Origin of the sequence: Rhizobium sp. P40RR-XXII (assembly GCF_012641405.1) — a bacterium.
Classification (GTDB): Bacteria; Pseudomonadota; Alphaproteobacteria; order Rhizobiales; family Rhizobiaceae; genus Rhizobium.
Genome location: NZ_JABAII010000004.1, coordinates 176,686 through 194,098, shown reverse-complemented (window position 1 = coordinate 194,098; position 17,413 = coordinate 176,686). Strand labels below are relative to the sequence as shown.

The window sequence follows — 17,413 nt, the reverse complement described above, 5'->3', positions numbered from 1 at the left end:
CACCGCCCAGTGCGATGCGATAGGAAAGGAACCCTGTGAACTGTGGACGACAATCATTATTTTTCATCTTGACCTTCCAGTAACAGGAAGGTTCATAAACCTATCCAACGCCCTATCCCGGGCAATGGAGTTTGATATGGCATTGCATGACAAAAATGATCACAGCCATCACGGTCACGATCATCATCACGATCACTCGCAAGAGGCGGTGACGCCCGATCCCGTTTGCGGCATGACGGTTGATCCGAACGCTGGCAAACCGTCGCTGGACTATCAGGGCCGTACCTTCCATTTTTGCTGCAATGGCTGCCGCACGAAGTTCGAAGCCTCGCCGGAAAGCTATCTCACCGCCACGGACCCGACCTGCGGCATGACGGTGGATCGAGCCACCGCGCGCCATTTCCTGAAGCACGAGGGCGAGAAATTCTATTTCTGCTCGGCCGGCTGCAAGGCGAAGTTCGAAGCGGAGCCGTCGGCCTATCTCGACGGCAACAAGCCCACGCCGAAGCCAGTGCCGAAGGGCACGCTCTACACCTGCCCGATGCACCCGGAGGTCGTCAGCGATCATCCAGGCGATTGCCCGAAATGCGGCATGGCGCTGGAGCCCATGGGCGTGCCCGCCGCCGATGAAGGCCCGAACCCGGAATTAGTCGATTTCACGCGCCGGCTCTGGATCAGCGCCGCGCTGTCGCTGCCGCTGCTTGTCATCAGCATGGGGCCGATGCTCGGCCTGCCCTTCCGCGACTGGATCGGCGAACCGATCGCCACATGGATCGAACTCGTGCTCGCGACCCCGGTCGTGCTTTGGGCCGCCCTGCCCTTCTTCCGCCGTGCCTGGAATTCGCTCGTCAATCGCAGCCCGAATATGTGGACGCTGATCGGCCTCGGCGTCGGTACCGCCTATATCTACAGCATCGTCGCCACGCTGGCGCCCGGCCTCTTTCCCATGAGCTTCCGTGGGCATGGCGAGAGCGTGCCCGTCTATTTCGAAGCGGCTTCCGTCATCGTCGCGCTGGTCTTCGTTGGCCAGGTGCTTGAATTGAAGGCGCGCGAACGCACCGGCTCGGCCATCCGCGCGCTTCTCGATCTTGCGCCGAAAACGGCGCGGCGCCTCGGCGCCGACGGCAGCGAGACCGATGTACCCGTCGATGAAATCCAGGCCGGCGATCGGCTGCGCGTCCGCCCCGGCGAGCGCGTTCCGGTGGACGGTTCCGTTGTCGAAGGGCAATCCACCATCGATGAATCGATGATCACAGGCGAGCCCCTGCCGGTCGAAAAGACCAATGGCGACGCCTTGACCGGCGGCACGATCAACAGGAACGGCACGCTCATCATGCAGGCCGAAAAAGTCGGCGCCGACACGACGCTGTCGCGCATCGTCGAGCTCGTTGCCAAGGCACAGCGCTCGCGCGCGCCGATCCAGACGATGGTCGATGGCGTCTCCGCCGTCTTCGTGCCCGCCGTCGTCGCGGCCGCCATCATCGCCTTTGCCGTTTGGGCCTTTGTCGGGCCGGAGCCGCGCCTTGCGCATGCGCTGCTGGCCGCCGTCGCCGTGCTGATCATCGCCTGCCCCTGCGCGCTCGGCCTGGCAACGCCCATGTCCATCATGATCGCCACGGGCCGCGGCGCGCAGGAAGGCGTGCTGGTGCGCGACGCAGAAGCATTGGAACGCTTCGCGAAGGTCGACACGCTGATCGTCGACAAAACAGGCACGCTGACCGAGGGCAAGCCAAACCTCACCGACATCGTCACCGTAACGGGCGCCGATGAGGCACGCCTGCTCTCGCTCGCCGCCAGCCTGGAGCGCGGCTCCGAACACCCTCTCGCCGAAGCGATCGTTGCCGGCGCCGAGGAGCGCGGCGCGCAGTTCGTCGAGATCTCCGGCTTCTCGGCGGTAACAGGCAAGGGCGTCGAAGGCCGCAGCGGTGATGCCGCGATCGCACTCGGCAATGCCGCGATGATGGCCGATCTTGGCGTCGCGACCGACGCCTTGAAGGCGGAGACCGAGCGCCTGCGCGGCGAAGGCAAGACCGTCATGTTCGTCGCCGTCGACAGGAAGCTCGCCGGCCTCGTCGCCGTTGCGGACAGGATCAAGCCGACGACGGCCGCCGCCATTAAGGCGCTGCACGGGAGTGGCCTGAAGATCGTCATGGCGACCGGCGACAATGGCAAGACCGCCGCCGCCGTCGCCGGAAAGCTCGGCATCGACGAGGTGCGCGCCGACATGCTGCCCGAAGGCAAGAAGGCGCTAATCGACGAACTGCGCGCCAAGGGCCGCGTCGTCGCCATGGCCGGCGACGGCGTCAACGATGCACCGGCACTCGCATCAGCCGATGTCGGCATTGCCATGGGCACGGGCGCCGATGTCGCCATGGAGAGCGCCGGCATTACGCTGGTCAAGGGCGATCTCAACGGCATCGTGCGGGCACGCCACCTGTCGGAAGCAACCATCCGCAACATCAAACAGAACCTCGCCTTCGCCTTCGGCTACAATGCCCTCGGCGTACCGCTGGCGGCCGGCGTCCTCTATCCGGTCTTCGGCCTGCTGTTGTCACCGATGATCGCGGCGGCGGCCATGAGCCTGTCCTCGGTCTCGGTCATCGGCAACGCCCTCCGGCTGCGGCTGGCAAAATAGGGAGAACAGAGATGAATATCGGCGAAGCATCGGGCCGTTCCGGCCTGCCGGCCAAGACGATCCGCTACTACGAGGATATCGGCCTGATCCGCCCGGACCGCAGCGACAACGGCTACCGCGATTACGGCGCCGACGACGTGCACAAGCTGCGCTTCCTGCACCGCTCGCGCAGCCTCGGCTTCTCGGTGGAGGAGTGCCGGCAGTTGCTGGCACTCTACGAGGACAAGAGCCGCGCCAGCGCCGACGTCAAGGACATCGCCGCCACGAAACTCACGGAGATCGACCGCAAGATCCGCGAATTGACGGAACTGCGCCGCACGCTGGAGCATCTCGTCCACGCCTGCCACGGCAACGAGCGGCCGGACTGCCCGATTTTGGAGGAGTTGTCGGAGGGGTGAGGACGCTGCCTCGGTAGGTCGGGCGAATGCCTTGATGCCGGAACGATGTGCCTGACCCCTCACCCCAGCCCTCTCCCCGTAAGCGGGGTGAGGAAGCTCAAAGTGCCCCTGCACGGCCCTCGAGTAAAATGAAGAGGCTGGTTGTTTTGCGCGGTTGTCCCTTCTCCCCGCATAAGCGGGAAGAAGGCCAGGATGAGGGGCCATGCCCACAACCACGGCATCAACAGGCCCGCCTGACCAGCCCTTATATCGCTCCAGTTACCCTACCCGTTCCACAGCAATCGCCGTCGCCTCGCCGCCGCCGATGCAAAGTGCTGCAACACCGCGCTTCGCGCCCCGGCGCTCTAGGGCATGCAGCAAGGTGACGATCAACCGTGCCCCGGTGGCGCCGATCGGATGGCCAAGCGCGCAGGCGCCGCCATTGACGTTGAGCCGATCGCGCGCAATGCCGAGTTCCTTCGCGGCCGCCATGGCGACGACGGCGAAGGCCTCGTTGATCTCGAAGAGATCGACATCGCCGATCTTCCAGCCGGTCTTGTCGAGCACCTTGCGGATCGCCGGGATCGGCGCGGTGGTGTACCACGCCGGCTCCTGGGAGTGCGTGGCATGCGCCTTGATCTCAGCGAGAATGGGCAATCCCTCGCGCTCGGCCACCGAGCGGCGCGTCAGGATCAGGGCCGCGGCACCATCGGCATTGGCCGAGGCGCTGGCAGCCGTGATCGTTCCGTCCTTGCGGAAGGCGGGCTTGAGCGTCGGGATCTTTTCCGGCGAAACCTTCTGCGGATGCTCGTCCTTGGAGACCGTGACCGCGCCGCCCTTGGCCATCACCGAAACCGGGGTGATCTCAGCCTCGAAAGCGCCGGTCTCAAGAGCGTTCCGCGCGCGCAATAGGGTCTCCACTGCATAGGCATCCTGATCGTCGCGGCTGAATTGATAGGCCTCGACCGCCATCTCACCGAAATCGCCCATCGAGCGACCCTTCTCATAAGCATCCTCGAGCCCATCAAGCATCATATGGTCGAAGATGCGGTCATGACCCATGCGATAGCCGCCGCGCGCCTTGGCAAGCAGGTAAGGCGCATTCGACATGGATTCCATGCCACCGGCAACCGCGATGGAGGCCGAACCGGCGAGAAGCAAGTCATGCGCCAGCATGGTCGCCTTCATGCCCGAACCGCAGACCTTGTTGATCGTCGTGGCGCCGACGGCATCCGGCAGACCAGCCCCGCGGGCAGCCTGCCGCGCCGGCGCCTGCCCCTGCCCCGCGGGCAGGACGCAGCCGAACAGAACCTCATCCACCTTCTCTGCCGAAAGACCGGCACGCTCAAGCGCGGCGCGGATGACATTCGCGCCAAGCTCCGATGCCTGCAATGACGAGAGCTCTCCCTGGAAACGGCCAAGCGGCGTGCGCGTGGCGGAAACGATAACGACGGGATCGATAGTGGGCATGACATCTCCTCGCGGTCAGCAAACAGTATCTTCAGCTGTCATTGCTAGCACGTTAGATGATGTTCGTCATCTAAATATCGCGCGCGCGGGGAACACAAAACTGCCAGCGAATGCAATTGCCATCACGATAGATGCGTCCTAAGGATATCCAAAACACCAAGAGGGATATTCCATGCCGCTTTATATCAAGGACGACGCCATCGATCGATTGGCACGGCGCTATCAGGCGCTGACTAGGGCCTCCACCAAAACCGAAGCCGTCCGTCTCGCCTTGCAAAAAGCACTTGATGAGGAGCTGACGAAACCAGCCCTGGCCGACGTCGCCGTCGCCTTCTGCCGCAATCTCAAGCAGAAAGCTACCGACAAGGGCGCAAGCGCCGGCACGGCGGGAGAGGCTTGATGTTTATCGATGCTTCGGTGCTGTCGGCAATGATGACCGACGAGGAGGAGGCGCGTGGCTTCGCCATCCGCATGCAGCCGTCAACGGCACGAATGACCTCGCCGCTTGTAGCGGCAAACGCCGCAATCCAGATTTCAGACATCTTGGAATTATCGCCGACCGAGGCCGGCGACGCCGTCCGCACGTTTCTGCAGCTCATGAACATTCAGCTGCTTGCCGTACCGCCCCGCGCCGCCGCCTTAGCTACCGAAGCCTACGAGCGCTATGGCCAAGGCGGCCATCCGGCGCGCCTAAGCCTTGACGATTGCGTGACCTATGCCTGCGCTCGCTATTATCGCCAGCCGCTATTGTCGAAAAGCGACCGGTTCAAGCAGACGGATATCGAGCTGGCCTGAGCATGTCGCGTAAAAGTGTGCAGCGGTTTGCGACAACGACATGCACGAGATCAAAGACCTAAAGCGCGGCAGCGAATCTGAAAGATCGCGACGCGCTTTAGGTCGGCTTTAGCCATCAAGCCGTTACGGGCAAAGCGAAGCGGAGCCCGCACTATACGTGCTCGAACGAGCGCCCACGGAATTGGGGGCAGCGGCGCATTGCAGGCGGGAAATGGAGTCGCCGGCGCGGATCGGGCCGGTCACCGACGGGTCAGTGTTGATGGTGCCATCCGGGAGGATTGCGTCCTTGGAATGATCGACGCTGCCAACATCGGCCTGGAACGCCTCGACATTGACGCGCTTGGGATGATGCTTGTGAGCCTGCTCCGCCATGGCGGCGCTGGACATGCCGACGACGAGAGCGGAGATGGCGAGGGTTCTGAGCAGCATAAGACTGCCTCCTATGGGAGTTGAAGCAACATTCATATGGGAAGGACGAGCCATTTTTACAGCGGCTAGCGTCTCGATATCGTTAAGAATTTGAAGGTTTTGATCAGGTCTTCACTTTATGGCGGGACACCTCTGCGCCGGCATCGTGCGGCAGGCTGACAAAACGCAACGCGGAGATGGCACCGATAAGCCCAACGACGAGGAAAGCCCAGCGAAAATCGACAAGCGAGAGCGTTTCCCCACCATGAATGGTGCGCGAGAGATTGAGAACGGCAGCGGCAACGGCAACGCCGAGCAGCAGCGAAACCTGCTGCAGCATGCTCGACAATGTCGAGGCGGAACTGCGCTGTGCGGCATGGATGTCGGCAAACCCCAGCGTATTCAGCGCCGTGAAGTTCATCGACCGCGAAAGACCGGCGATGAATAGCAGGCAATATATCAGGAGGTCCGGCGTTGCCGGGGACAGGAACGCGCATCCGCCGATGGCGGCCGACGAGATCAGGCCATTGATGACGAGCACGTTGCGGAAGCCGAAGACCTTCAGCATCTGCGTCGTGATCGCCTTCATGCCGAGATTGCCGGCGAAATAAAACAGCAGATAGGTGCCGGCGTCGATCGCCGTGCGGCCGAAACCGACCTGGAAGAGCAACGGGATCAGGAAGGGAGTGGCGTTGATCGCGACCCGGCTCGCAGTGCCTGCCGAAAGCGTCGACATCGCGAAGGTCTGTACCTTGAAGGCGGAGAGATCGAGCAAGGGCGCATCGACCCTCATGAAGTGCCGGGTGGCAATGACGGAGAAAACCACGCCGGCAGTAATAAGTGCAATGCTGGGCGCCAGCCCCGTTGTCCCCTGGACGACGAATTCCAGACCGGCGAGCAGGAAGGTCAACCCAGCCGCCGATTGCAGGAAACCGATGAAATCGAGCCGCACGACCTTTTCCTCCCGCTGATCCGGCACGAAGCGCAGAACGAGCCCGAGGCCGATAATGCCGATCGGGATATTGATCAGGAAGTTCCAGTGCCAGCTGAGATAGGTGGTGATGAAGCTGCCGAGCACCGGACCGATGACGGGCGCCGTCAGCGCCGGCCAGGTGATCATCGACATGGCATGCACCAGATCGGACTTGCGTGCGTTTTTCAGCACGATGATGCGTCCGACGGGCGTCATCAGCGCGCTACCGACGCCCTGAACAGCACGGGCAATGATGAACTCGGTCAAGTTGCCCGAGAGACCGCAAAACAGCGATGCCACGGTGAAGATGGTAATCGACGCCAGGAACACCCGCCGCGCGCCGTAGCGATCGCCCATCCAGCCGGCCAGCGGCACGAAGGCCGCCATGGTCAGCAGATAGACCGTGATGCCGATGCTCATCGACACCGGCTCGACGCCGAATGTCCTGGCCATCTGCGGCAGCGACGTGGTGACGATGGTGCCGTCCAGGATCTGCATGAAGAAAGAGACGGCGACGACCAGGGCGATGATGCGGGACTGCCGGCCGAAGCTTGCTTCGGAAGGCTGATCTGTGGTCCGGGCAACGGTCATGACATGAAATTTCAGAGAATGGCGTTCAAGGAAACCGAGCGCGCCCGGCAACAATCATACGATCATTGAATACGCCTATGATGCCGGCTTGCAAAGCCGTAAACCTACGCCGGCCCCATCAAAAATTGGCACGGTGACATAAGAAATCGCGATCTCCCCCGGATTGCTTTGGCGGCATCCTACGCCCGCAACGACCTGTCGGCGTCAATCGTCCGAGTAGCGCTGTTCTCGCCAGGGATCGCCGTACATATGATAGCCGTTCTTCTCCCAGAAGCCGGCTCTGTCGGCGCCGATGAGCTCGATGCGGTTCAGCCACTTGGCACTCTTCCAGAAATAAAGATGCGGCACGACGAGACGCATAGGCCCGCCATGCTCGCCCGACAGCGGCTGGCCTTCCCAGGCAGTGGCGAGGATCGCGTCTTCGGCCGCGAAATCCGCAAGCGGCAGGTTGGTGGTATAGCCGTCATAGCTCGTCAGCAGCACATGATGCGCCTCGGCCATCGGCATGGCGAGATCAAGGAGATCGCGCGTCGAAACCCCTTCCCAGCGATTGTCGTAGCGCGACCAGGTCGTGACACAATGAATATCGCTGACGCGGGTGCCTCGCTCGATCGCCTGGAAAGCGGCCCAATCGAGGCTGAGCCGCGTTTCTACGAAGCCAATCACATCGAGCCGCCAGCTCGACAGGGACACCTGCGGCTGCACGCCGAGATCGAGCACCGGCCAGTTCTTGACGAGATGCTGCCCCGGCGGCAGCCGCTCGGTCTCGGACCGGCTAATGCGCCCCGTCAAAAACTTGCCCTCCGCCGCCCAGCGGCGCTTGGAGGTGGTGAGCTTGCTATCGGCGGGGATCTGGTCGTCGCTCATACAGGTATCCTCTCTGCTGCGCAGAAATAGGATAGTCGAGTCGGGTGAGTGTCAAGCCAGAGATACGCTGATCAATCGGCTGATGGCATCTTGCCAAACACAATGCTATGGCTCGGCAAATCACGATGAGGGGCAAGCTTGAATACCGATATCACATCCATTCGCGAAATCAGGTACTCCAGATCCAGCTTCAAAATCATACTGGTAACCTATTGCTTCCTTGCCGCAGGGCTTGCGGCCATGTTGACAATGGAAGGCCCAGCACGCGTCCTGGCGATGATCCTGTTGCCGATGCTGATTTTCTTCATCGCCTTTGCCGTATACGAGTATTTTCGCCGCGACTTTGTAACTCCAGTGATAACGATAGGCCCCCAAGGCATTCAGGACATCCGGATTGCCGTCGGTTTCATTCCTTGGGAACACATGGATGGTGTGATCTTCGCTACCATGGATCCAAGAACGGCGAAGGCCGCTACCATATTCGTCAATATGGAAAGCAAGAGCAGCCTGAGCGAAGGCCTAGTCGCAAAGATTTGGAAGCGATCAAAGCGCCCGCGGCCAGTTTTGATCAGGCGCGGCCAGTTCGATACTCAGTTCAGGGAAATAGCTGCTGCCATCGATCTCTACTATCGCGCATACAAGACAAGGGCTGGGAATACCGAAAACGGCTCCCCACAACGCATGCCCGCGTAAATTGCCACGATCTCGATCGGAAAAATCGAGTCGATCGCTTCGGCAGGCTGTCTTTGCCTAGAGCGTGATGCCGAAAAGTGCAGGCGGTTTTCCGACGACATCACGCTCTACTTCTTTGATTCTAGAGCGGATTCAGATTTTAGGTCGACTCGACCTAAAGTCATCCGGCTCTAGCGTCGACCATTGGGATGAATATCAATCTGAAACAGCTCGGCTTTTCCGGAAACGGCTATGTCAGTCCAGACCGCTTCCAGAAGCAGGCAATCGCCTGCCGAAAGCGAAAGCCTGGCAGTTTTGGCGTGGCCGCGATGACAAAGGATAAGGCTCACACCACCACGAGGCGCAAGCTGGACTGTCCCATCGACCGAAACGCGCCGTACCGAATGCGTGAAGCTTCCACGCCGCGTCATCACGTTGAGATCGGTGATCGTACCGTCGATCAAAGTCGCTGATGTCGGCGCATCGGCGGCAAAGGGTAGCGGCTCGCTCGCCTGCGTCAGGCGTTCGGGCGCGCGCCCCTCGATGAAGAGGGTCATGCCCTCGCCATCGAGAATGGATAGCGTACGATCGATGCCCGGAAAGACCGAGAAGGGTCCGTCCGTGGCAACGGTCGCCATGCTGACGCGCCAGTCGAAGTCGGCAAGCCCCACGCCGTCGGGCGAAACGGCGATTTCCACCGTCTCCCCGCCGCCGTTTTTCCAGGGCATGCGCTTGTGATCACTGGCGCGCAGCAGCTTCATCTCAGTTCCCCAGGATGGCCGGCAAGCGCAAGCCCTGCTTCTTGGCCCAATCGAGGGCGATATCATAGCCGGCATCGGCGTGGCGCATGACGCCGGTTGCCGGGTCGTTCCAGAGAACGCGCTCCAGGCGTCGTGCCGCATCATCCGTGCCGTCGGCGCAGATGACCATGCCGGAGTGTTGGGAAAAGCCCATGCCGACGCCGCCACCGTGGTGCAGCGATACCCAGGTGGCACCCGATGCGGTGTTGAGCAGCGCGTTGAGCAGCGGCCAGTCGGAAACGGCATCAGAGCCGTCCTTCATGGCTTCCGTCTCGCGGTTGGGCGACGCGACCGAGCCGGAGTCGAGATGGTCGCGGCCGATGACGACAGGCGCCTTCAGCTCGCCATTCCTGACCATTTCGTTGAAGGCCAGGCCGAGGCGGTGGCGATCACCGAGACCGACCCAGCAAATGCGGGCCGGCAGGCCCTGGAAGGCGATGCGCTCGCGCGCCATGTCCAGCCAGTTGTGCAGATGGGTGTTGCCGGGAGTGAGTTCCTTCACCTTGGCGTCGGTCTTGTAGATATCTTCCGCATCGCCAGAAAGTGCGGCCCAGCGGAAAGGACCGATGCCGCGGCAAAACAGCGGGCGGATGTAGGCGGGTACGAAGCCGGGGAAGGCGAAGGCATTTTCAAAACCTTCATCCTTGGCGACCTGGCGGATGTTGTTGCCGTAGTCAAGCGTCGGTACGCCGGCATCCCAGAAGGCGACCATGGCTTCCACATGCACCTTCATCGAGGCGCGAGCAGCAGCTTCAACGGCCTTCGGGTCGCTCTCGCGCTTTGCCTTGGCTTCTTCCACGGTCCAGCCGAGCGGCAGATAGCCATTCAGCGGATCATGCGCCGAGGTCTGGTCGGTGACGATATCGGGGCGCGGGCCACCGGCCTTCATGCGCTTGACCAGTTCCGGGAAGATCTCGGCGGCATTGCCGAGCAGGCCGACGGACTTGACTTCGCCAGCCTTCGTCCACTTGTCGATCATGGCAAGCGCTTCATCGAGCGTCTTGGCCTTCTCGTCGACATAGCGGGTGCGCAGGCGGAAATCGATGCGGGTCTCGTCGCTCTCAACAGCGAGGCAGCAGGCGCCGGCCATGACGGCCGCCAGCGGCTGTGCGCCACCCATGCCGCCGAGGCCGCCAGTCAGGATCCACTTGCCCTTGAGGTTGCCGTTATAATGCTGGCGACCAGCTTCGACGAAGGTTTCGTAGGTACCCTGCACAATGCCCTGGGTGCCGATGTAGATCCACGAGCCGGCCGTCATCTGGCCGTACATGGCAAGGCCCTTCTTATCCAGCTCGTTGAAATGATCCCAGGTCGCCCAGTGCGGTACGAGGTTGGAATTGGCGATCAGCACGCGCGGCGCATCCTTATGGGTGCGGAACACGGCGACGGGCTTGCCGGACTGTACCAGCAGCGTCTCGTCTTCGTTGAGTGTCTTCAGCGTCGCGGCGATACGGTCGAAATCGTCCCAGGTGCGGGCGGCGCGGCCGATGCCGCCATAGACGACCAGCTCGTTCGGGTTCTCCGCAACGTCCGGATCGAGGTTGTTCATCAGCATGCGCAGCGGCGCTTCGGTCAACCAGCTCTTGGCGTTGAGCTCTGGACCACGAGGAGCGCGGATTTCGCGGATATTATGGCGTGGGTTGGTCATGTCACATCTCCAGGGAGGGCAGGATGTCGGTTGAAATCGAGGCATTGAGTGCGCCGGAGGCAATGAGGTCTGCGGCGGCTTTCAGGTCGTTTGCCATGTAGCGGTCCTCTTCCAGCGAAGAGACGGCGGCGCGGATCGAAGCAATGGCCAGGGTCAGTTCCGGGCTGGTCGTCAGCGGTGCGCGCAGCTCGACGCCCTGCGCGGCGGTCAGCGCCTCGATGCCGATAATGCCGAAGAGGTTTTCAGTCATTTGAAGCAGGCGACGTGCACCGTGGCAGGCCATGGACACATGGTCTTCCTGGTTGGCGGAGGTCGGCGTCGAGTCGACCGAAGCCGGGTGCGACATCTGCTTGTTTTCGGACATCAGGGCCGCCGAGGTCACTTCGGCAATCATCAGGCCGGAGTTCAGGCCCGGCTTCTTAGCGAGGAAGGCGGGGAGGCCATAGCTCAGCGCCGGATCGACCAGCAGTGCGATACGACGCTGTGCGATCGCGCCGATTTCGCAGACGGCGATGGCGATCTGGTCGGCGGCGAAAGCGACGGGCTCGGCATGGAAGTTGCCGCCGGAAACGACGGAATTGTCCGAAAGCACGAGCGGATTGTCGGTGACGGCATTGGCTTCGATTTCGAGGGTGCGGCCGACGGAACGCAGAAGGTCGAGGCAAGCGCCATCCACCTGCGGCTGGCAGCGAATGCAATAGGGATCCTGCACGCGCTCGTCGCCTTCTATATGGCTCTGGCGAATCACGGAGCCGGCGAGCAGGCCGCGAAGGGCGGCGGCAGTATCGATCTGGCCCTTGTGGCCACGCAATGTATGAATGTCGGGATGGAACGGCGCCGAGGAGCCCATGGCCGCATCCGTCGACATGGCGCCGGTGATGAGGGCGGACTGGGCGGCGCGATGGGCGCGGAAGAGACCGGCAAGCGCAAGGCCGGTCGACACCTGCGTACCGTTGATCAGCGCAAGCCCTTCCTTGGCGGCAAGCACGACCGGCGTCAGGCCGGCCTTTTCGAGCGCTGCCGCGCCGGAGAGCTGCTCTCCGGCGTAGAAGGCCTCGCCATGGCCCATCATCACGGCGGTCATATGGGCGAGCGGCGCGAGATCGCCCGATGCGCCGACGGAGCCCTTTTCGGGGATGACGGGCACGACGCCCTTTTCGAGCATGCCTTCGATCAGCCGCACCAGCTCCAGCCGCACGCCGGACGCACCCCGACCGAGCGAAACGAGCTTCAGCGACATGATCAAACGAACGACATTCTCAGGCAGCGGCTGGCCGACACCGCAGCAATGCGAGAGGATGAGATTGCGCTGAAGCGTGGCGACATCGGCGCTGTCGATCTTGATCGACGCCAGTTTGCCGAAGCCGGTATTGATCCCATAGACCGGCGCGTTACCAGCCGCGATTTCAGCAATGCGGGCTGCGGCCTTAGCGATACCAGCGTCGAAAGAAGCGTCAAGTTTAGCCGGCTCACCAGTCCAATAGATTGTCGCCAGTTGCTGCAGCGTCACGGAGCCGGGATGGAGAACGATAGTCATCGGTTGAACCTTTTTCCCTTGAAGACATGAGCATGAAGGGGATTGAAGCCGATGCGGTAGACGAGCTCCGCAATGCTTTCGACATCCCAGATGGCGAAATCAGCCGACTTGCCGGCTACGAGCGTGCCTGTCTCGGCGAGCTGCCCAAGTGCACGCGCGCCTTCACGCGTTGCGCCGGCAATGCATTCTTCCACGGTCAGACCAAAGAGCGTCGCGGCCATGTTCATGGTCAGAAGCATCGAGGTCAGCGGCGACGTGCCGGGATTGCAGTCCGTCGCGATCGCGATCGGCACGCCGGCATCGCGCAACGCCTGGACCGGCGGCTTCTGTTTTTCATGGATAGCGTAGAAGGCACCGGGAAGAAGCACGGCAACCGTGCCGGAAGCAGCCATTGCCTTGACGCCATCCTCGTCGAGATACTCGACGTGATCGGCCGATAGCGCGCCATAGGAGGCAGCAAGCTTGGCGCCGCCGAGATTGGAGAGCTGCTCGGCGTGCAGTTTCATGGGGATGCCGAGGGACTTGGCGAGATCGAAGACGCGGGCGATCTCCGCCGTCGAAAAGGCAATGCCCTCACAGAAGCCGTCGACGGCATCGACGAGCCCTTCAGCATGGGCTTGGCTGAGACCGGGCAGCACGACATCAGTAATATAGTCGCCGTTGCGGCCCTTGTAGTCGCCCGGCGTGGCGTGCGCGCCGAGATAGGAGGTGATGACGCGAACCGGGCGAGCTTCGCCGAGCTTGCGCGCGGCGCGCAGCATTTTCAGTTCGGATTCGATGCTGAGACCATAACCCGACTTCACTTCGATGGTCGTCACACCTTCCGAAAGCAGTGTATCGAGACGCGGCAGCGCAACGGCGACGAGTTCGTCCAAAGAGAGCGCGCGGGTCGCATTGACAGAGGAGACGATGCCACCGCCGGCACGGGCGATTTCTTCATAAGTGGCACCCTCCAGCCGCATTTCGAATTCGCGGGCACGATTGCCGCCATAGACGATATGCGTATGGCAGTCGACGAGCCCCGGCGTCACCCAGCGTCCCTCGAGATCGATCGTTTCGGCACCGGAGGTATCGGGCAGGTCGGCTTCATGGCCGGCGAAGACGATACGGCCGTCCTTGGTCACGATCGCACCCGTCTCGATCGTGCCCAGCCGGACCTCGCCCTCTTTCAAGGTTGCGAGGCGGGCATTGCGCCACACGCAGCTTACCGCGCCGCTTTCCCTGCCGTCTTCGGAAAAATTGTTCCCACCCATCAGCTTTACGCCTTTCCTCGCTGGCTCATAATGTATATACATAATCGAAAGGCTGACAAGAGGGATTTTGGACTCCGTGTCCGAAAGGAAAGAGTGAGACCATGACGATACTTCATGCACGCACGGCTTTGCTTGGCGACGGATGGCACGAGAATGTGCGATTGACCCTCGAGGGCGGCCGGATCGCCGAGATCGCAACCGACGTCGCACCCGCAAGCGGCGACAATAGACAAGATATTCTCGTCCCCGCCATGCCGAACCTGCACAGTCACGCCTTCCAGCGCGCCATGGCCGGCCTTGCCGAAGTCCGCGGCCCGGCCAACGACAGCTTCTGGAGCTGGCGCACCGTCATGTACAAATTCGCCCTGTCGATGACCCCCGATCATGTCGAGGCTGTCGCCGCGCAGCTTTATATGGAGATGCTGGAAGCTGGTTTCTCTCGCGTCGGCGAATTCCACTATCTGCACCATGACAAGGACGGCAGCCATTATGCCAATATCGCCGAACTGGCGGAACGCATCGGCGCCGCCAGCGCCGAAACCGGCATTGCGCTGACGCTGCTGCCCGTCTTCTACGCTCACTCCGGCTTCGGTGGTGCCGCTCCTATCGACGGCCAACGCCGCTTCATCAATTCGATCGAAAGCTTCGAAGCGCTGATGGCCGGCTGCCGTACGGTCACCAGCCGCTTGCCCGGCGCAGAGCTCGGCATTGCGCCGCACAGCCTGCGTGCAGTCACGCCGGAAGAGCTCGCAAAGCTCGTGCCGATCGCCGGCGACGGGCCGATCCATATCCATGTCGCCGAGCAGGTGAAGGAAGTGGAAGACTGCATCGCCTGGTCGGGTGCCCGCCCGGTGCAATGGCTGCTCGATAACGCGCCGATGAATGAGCGCTGGTGCCTGATCCACGCCACGCACATGACCGAGGACGAAACCCGGCGCATGGCCAGAAGTGGCGCGATTGCCGGCCTCTGCCCGATCACTGAAGCCAATCTCGGCGACGGCGTCTTCGCGGCACCTCTCTTCCTGGAAGAAGGCGGCCGCTATGGCGTCGGCTCGGATTCCAACATCCTGATTTCGGTGCCGGAAGAGTTGCGGCAGCTCGAATATTCGCAGCGCCTGGCGCTGCGCGCCCGCAACGTCATCGCAACGACCGGCGGCTCCACCGCCCGCATGCTGTTCGACGGCGCATTGGCTGGTGGCGGCGCGGCTCTGAAAGCGCCAACGGGCCTTGCCGTCGGCAATCATGCCGACATCGTTTCGCTCGATGCGAGTGCGGCACCCTATCTCTCCGGCGACCGCATTCTCGATCACTGGACATTTGCCGGCGGCGTCAAGGTCGATGGAGTCTGGGCGCTAGGTCGCAAGCATGTCGAAGGCGGTCGTCATATCAAGCGCGAGGCAATCTCGGCGCAATTCCGCAAGACGATGGCTGAACTCATTGCGTAAATACCGCTTTTCCTCCCATTGATTGCCCCCTAAATAACTTGCGGGAAATTCCATGTCTTTCACGGAACAGATGGGCGGTATGACCACGAGCAAAGATGCGACCCTGCATCAGCGCATCCTCACCGATATCGAGGGCCAGATCGTCTCCGGCGCCTGGCCGCCGGGACATCGCATTCCATTCGAACTGGAATTGGCGGATCAATATGATTGCTCGCGCATGACGGTGAACAAGGTGCTGACCCAGCTTGCGCGCGCCGGCTTGATCGAGCGGCGCAAGCGTTCGGGCAGTTTCGTCACGCATCCGCAGGCCCAATCCGCCGTGCTTGAGATCCACGACATCGAATCCGAGGTCCTGTCGCTCGGCCTGCCCTATTCGCATCGGCTGATAAAGCTAGCGGAGCGGCGCGGACGGCCTGAAGACGCGCATCGGCTGCAATTCGTCGGCTCAGTCTCCGTGGTGGAGATCACCTGCATCCATTACGCCGGCCCACGCCCCTTCTGCCTGGAAGATCGCGTTATCAATCTCGATGCTGTGCCGGATGCGACGAAGGCGGATTTCCAGACCCTGCCCCCCGGTCCCTGGCTGTTGAACCAGGTGCCGTGGAGCACCGCCGAACACCAGATCCGCGCCATATCGGTCGAGGGCGACGCTGCCGCAAACCTTGACGTTCAGAAAGGCACGGCCTGTCTCGTGGTCGAACGACGCACCTGGAGCGCGGCCGGCCCGATCACCCATGTCCGCCTCACCTATCCCGGTGACCGTCACAGCCTGGTCGCTCGGTTTACGCCGGCAAGCTGACCCTTTTTCCCGGCATTGCCCTTAAGGGCGCGGCGGGGATTCCGTCGGCGGCGGAATGAGGCTTTCGGATTGACGGACGGGCTGGGCGGGATCGACCAGCAGGATGCTGAGCGCAATCAGAACCAGTGCCAGAATCAGGAGGATTCCGATCAAAAGTGGACGAATCGCGGTCATTTCGTTCTCCAATCTCCCCAGCCCAGCGCAAAAGCGCGATAGGGAATTCGAGATAACCAGCGCAGTCTAACGGTAAATGTTAAGCAATGCTTGATGTTCCGGGAAATATCCGGCCTTTTCCAAGAATTTCTGGCCGCGCCGGAGGACATGACCATCTCACGCTTGTTTGAGTGGCGAGTGATGAAAGCGGCGCCTAGCATCGTGATGCAGATGGCGCAATCTCATTGCGCAGCCTGCTGCCGATCAATTTCAACCCTCCATAGTCTCCATACCAAAGACGACCGATAGATCGCTCGGCCGGTATATCAAGGGAGTTAATACCCATGCATCGCAAACGTCTGATCACGGCTGCGCTGACGCTTTCCGTCGCCATGCTTGCCGCGCTGCAAAGTGCCAATGCCGCCGAGCGCGTGAAAGTGCGCGGCACCGTGGAAAGCCTCGATGGCGACACTCTCAAGGTGAGGTCTCGAGATGGTAGCGACGTGACGGTCGCGCTGAAATCCGGTGGCAACGTCGGCGGCGTCGTCCAGGCGGCCGTCGGCGACATCAAGCCCGGCGATTTCGTCGGCATCGCCTCGCAGCCGACCGACAGCGGCATCAACGGCGCCATAGAAGTGGTTATCTTCCCGGCCTCGATGAAGGGAACCGGCGAAGGCGACCGCCCCTGGGATTCGGCGCCGAACGGCTCGATGACCAATGCCACGGTCGCCAATGCCGTGACCTCCGTCGACGGTCCGACATTGACGCTCACCTACAAGGGCGGCGAACGCAAGATCAACATTCCCAAGGGCACGCCCGTCGTGACGCTGACATCGGCGACGAAAGCCGATCTGAAGCTCGGCGCCGGCGTCTTCATAACAGGCGAACGCAACGCCGATTCCACAGTCTCTGCCGACCGCATCGCCGTCGGCCTCAACGGCACCGTGCCGCCGATGTGATGGCCGCAGGGTCATTGGCTGACTTTATCAC

17 protein-coding genes are annotated in these 17,413 nt (G+C 62.0%); 8 read left to right on the top strand and 9 right to left on the bottom strand.

What is annotated here, in order from left to right; translation table 11 throughout:
- Positions 1–136 precede the first annotated feature (136 nt).
- Together HGP16_RS09715 and cueR are read left to right on the top strand one after the other, a co-directional pair.
- Positions 137–2,635 carry a heavy metal translocating P-type ATPase gene (locus tag HGP16_RS09715; RefSeq protein ID WP_205927486.1) on the top strand — a complete coding sequence of 833 codons (2,499 nt, stop codon included), beginning with the start codon at positions 137–139 and terminating at the stop codon, positions 2,633–2,635.
- 11 nt (positions 2,636–2,646) lie between these two features.
- Positions 2,647–3,033, top strand: a complete 387-nt coding sequence (gene cueR / locus HGP16_RS09710) for a Cu(I)-responsive transcriptional regulator (RefSeq protein ID WP_168839804.1) — start codon at positions 2,647–2,649, stop codon at positions 3,031–3,033.
- Between the two features lie 258 nt (positions 3,034–3,291).
- Here cueR and HGP16_RS09705 read toward each other — a convergent pair whose 3' ends face one another.
- Complete coding sequence (locus HGP16_RS09705) at positions 3,292–4,482, bottom strand: acetyl-CoA C-acyltransferase (RefSeq protein ID WP_168839803.1); 1,191 nt, start codon at positions 4,480–4,482, stop codon at positions 3,292–3,294.
- 172 nt (positions 4,483–4,654) lie between these two features.
- Between HGP16_RS09705 and HGP16_RS09700 the strand changes: the two genes are divergently transcribed.
- Complete coding sequence (locus HGP16_RS09700) at positions 4,655–4,882, top strand: type II toxin-antitoxin system VapB family antitoxin (protein WP_168839802.1); 228 nt, start codon at positions 4,655–4,657, stop codon at positions 4,880–4,882.
- Complete coding sequence (locus tag HGP16_RS09695) at positions 4,882–5,277, top strand: type II toxin-antitoxin system VapC family toxin (protein WP_168839801.1); 396 nt, start codon at positions 4,882–4,884, stop codon at positions 5,275–5,277. Before HGP16_RS09700 ends, HGP16_RS09695 begins: the two co-directional genes overlap by 1 nt.
- 123 nt (positions 5,278–5,400) lie before the next feature.
- On the opposite strand, the gene HGP16_RS09690 is transcribed toward HGP16_RS09695, so the two are convergent.
- The 3 genes from HGP16_RS09690 to HGP16_RS09680 form a co-directional block, all read right to left on the bottom strand.
- Positions 5,401–5,706 (bottom strand): hypothetical protein, encoded by a 306-nt coding sequence (locus tag HGP16_RS09690; RefSeq protein ID WP_168839800.1) that lies wholly within the window; start codon positions 5,704–5,706, stop codon positions 5,401–5,403.
- 103 nt (positions 5,707–5,809) lie between these two features.
- Complete coding sequence (locus HGP16_RS09685; RefSeq protein WP_168839799.1) at positions 5,810–7,249, bottom strand: MFS transporter; 1,440 nt, start codon at positions 7,247–7,249, stop codon at positions 5,810–5,812.
- A gap of 204 nt (positions 7,250–7,453) precedes the next feature.
- Entirely contained in the window at positions 7,454–8,116 is a 663-nt protein-coding gene (locus HGP16_RS09680) for a sulfite oxidase-like oxidoreductase (RefSeq protein WP_168839798.1), read from the bottom strand.
- 138 nt (positions 8,117–8,254) lie between these two features.
- On the opposite strand from HGP16_RS09680, the gene HGP16_RS09675 reads away from it, so the two are divergent.
- Positions 8,255–8,809 (top strand): hypothetical protein, encoded by a 555-nt coding sequence (locus HGP16_RS09675; protein WP_168839797.1) that lies wholly within the window; start codon positions 8,255–8,257, stop codon positions 8,807–8,809.
- 170 nt (positions 8,810–8,979) lie between these two features.
- On the opposite strand, the gene HGP16_RS09670 is transcribed toward HGP16_RS09675, so the two are convergent.
- Genes HGP16_RS09670 through hutI form a run of 4 tightly spaced genes read right to left on the bottom strand, consistent with a single transcriptional unit; the run spans position 8,980 to position 14,026 of the window.
- A complete protein-coding gene (locus HGP16_RS09670; protein WP_168839796.1) occupies positions 8,980–9,549 on the bottom strand; it encodes a HutD family protein in 570 nt (189 codons plus the stop codon).
- A gap of 1 nt (position 9,550) precedes the next feature.
- On the bottom strand, positions 9,551–11,236 hold the full coding sequence (gene hutU / locus HGP16_RS09665; RefSeq protein ID WP_168839795.1) for a urocanate hydratase: 1,686 nt from the start codon (positions 11,234–11,236) through the stop codon (positions 9,551–9,553).
- Position 11,237: 1 nt separating this feature from the next.
- Positions 11,238–12,773 carry a histidine ammonia-lyase gene (gene hutH / locus HGP16_RS09660; protein ID WP_168839794.1) on the bottom strand — a complete coding sequence of 512 codons (1,536 nt, stop codon included), beginning with the start codon at positions 12,771–12,773 and terminating at the stop codon, positions 11,238–11,240.
- Positions 12,770–14,026: an imidazolonepropionase gene (gene hutI, locus HGP16_RS09655; RefSeq protein ID WP_168839793.1), complete on the bottom strand. Its 1,257-nt coding sequence runs from the start codon at positions 14,024–14,026 to the stop codon at positions 12,770–12,772. The genes hutH and hutI overlap by 4 nt, the downstream gene beginning before the upstream one ends.
- Positions 14,027–14,127: 101 nt before the next feature.
- On the opposite strand from hutI, the gene HGP16_RS09650 reads away from it, so the two are divergent.
- Together HGP16_RS09650 and hutC are read left to right on the top strand one after the other, a co-directional pair.
- On the top strand, positions 14,128–15,471 hold the full coding sequence (locus HGP16_RS09650; RefSeq protein ID WP_168839792.1) for a formimidoylglutamate deiminase: 1,344 nt from the start codon (positions 14,128–14,130) through the stop codon (positions 15,469–15,471).
- A gap of 79 nt (positions 15,472–15,550) precedes the next feature.
- Positions 15,551–16,270: a histidine utilization repressor gene (gene hutC / locus HGP16_RS09645; RefSeq protein WP_168840075.1), complete on the top strand. Its 720-nt coding sequence runs from the start codon at positions 15,551–15,553 to the stop codon at positions 16,268–16,270.
- A 21-nt stretch (positions 16,271–16,291) separates the two neighbouring features.
- Here the strand turns inward: hutC and HGP16_RS09640 are convergent, their stop codons facing one another.
- On the bottom strand, positions 16,292–16,444 hold the full coding sequence (locus tag HGP16_RS09640; RefSeq protein WP_168839791.1) for a hypothetical protein: 153 nt from the start codon (positions 16,442–16,444) through the stop codon (positions 16,292–16,294).
- Positions 16,445–16,767: 323 nt separating this feature from the next.
- Here HGP16_RS09640 and HGP16_RS09635 point away from each other — a divergent pair, with 323 nt between their 5' ends.
- Positions 16,768–17,382, top strand: a complete 615-nt coding sequence (locus HGP16_RS09635; protein WP_168839790.1) for a hypothetical protein — start codon at positions 16,768–16,770, stop codon at positions 17,380–17,382.
- Positions 17,383–17,413: the final 31 nt, after the last annotated feature.

What these genes read in the sequence shown, in the direction of transcription:
- HGP16_RS09715 (WP_205927486.1), top strand. Translation starts at nt 137, where the DNA reads ATGGCATTGCATGACAAAAATGATCACAGCCATCACGGTCACGATCAT.
- cueR (WP_168839804.1), top strand. Translation starts at nt 2,647, where the DNA reads ATGAATATCGGCGAAGCATCGGGCCGTTCCGGCCTGCCGGCCAAGACG.
- HGP16_RS09705 (WP_168839803.1), bottom strand. Translation starts at nt 4,482, where the DNA reads ATGCCCACTATCGATCCCGTCGTTATCGTTTCCGCCACGCGCACGCCG.
- HGP16_RS09700 (WP_168839802.1), top strand. Translation starts at nt 4,655, where the DNA reads ATGCCGCTTTATATCAAGGACGACGCCATCGATCGATTGGCACGGCGC.
- HGP16_RS09695 (WP_168839801.1), top strand. Translation starts at nt 4,882, where the DNA reads ATGTTTATCGATGCTTCGGTGCTGTCGGCAATGATGACCGACGAGGAG.
- HGP16_RS09690 (WP_168839800.1), bottom strand. Translation starts at nt 5,706, where the DNA reads ATGCTGCTCAGAACCCTCGCCATCTCCGCTCTCGTCGTCGGCATGTCC.
- HGP16_RS09685 (WP_168839799.1), bottom strand. Translation starts at nt 7,249, where the DNA reads ATGACCGTTGCCCGGACCACAGATCAGCCTTCCGAAGCAAGCTTCGGC.
- HGP16_RS09680 (WP_168839798.1), bottom strand. Translation starts at nt 8,116, where the DNA reads ATGAGCGACGACCAGATCCCCGCCGATAGCAAGCTCACCACCTCCAAG.
- HGP16_RS09670 (WP_168839796.1), bottom strand. Translation starts at nt 9,549, where the DNA reads ATGAAGCTGCTGCGCGCCAGTGATCACAAGCGCATGCCCTGGAAAAAC.
- hutU (WP_168839795.1), bottom strand. Translation starts at nt 11,236, where the DNA reads ATGACCAACCCACGCCATAATATCCGCGAAATCCGCGCTCCTCGTGGT.
- hutH (WP_168839794.1), bottom strand. Translation starts at nt 12,773, where the DNA reads ATGACTATCGTTCTCCATCCCGGCTCCGTGACGCTGCAGCAACTGGCG.
- hutI (WP_168839793.1), bottom strand. Translation starts at nt 14,026, where the DNA reads ATGGGTGGGAACAATTTTTCCGAAGACGGCAGGGAAAGCGGCGCGGTA.
- HGP16_RS09650 (WP_168839792.1), top strand. Translation starts at nt 14,128, where the DNA reads ATGACGATACTTCATGCACGCACGGCTTTGCTTGGCGACGGATGGCAC.
- hutC (WP_168840075.1), top strand. Translation starts at nt 15,551, where the DNA reads ATGACCACGAGCAAAGATGCGACCCTGCATCAGCGCATCCTCACCGAT.
- HGP16_RS09640 (WP_168839791.1), bottom strand. Translation starts at nt 16,444, where the DNA reads ATGACCGCGATTCGTCCACTTTTGATCGGAATCCTCCTGATTCTGGCA.
- HGP16_RS09635 (WP_168839790.1), top strand. Translation starts at nt 16,768, where the DNA reads ATGCATCGCAAACGTCTGATCACGGCTGCGCTGACGCTTTCCGTCGCC.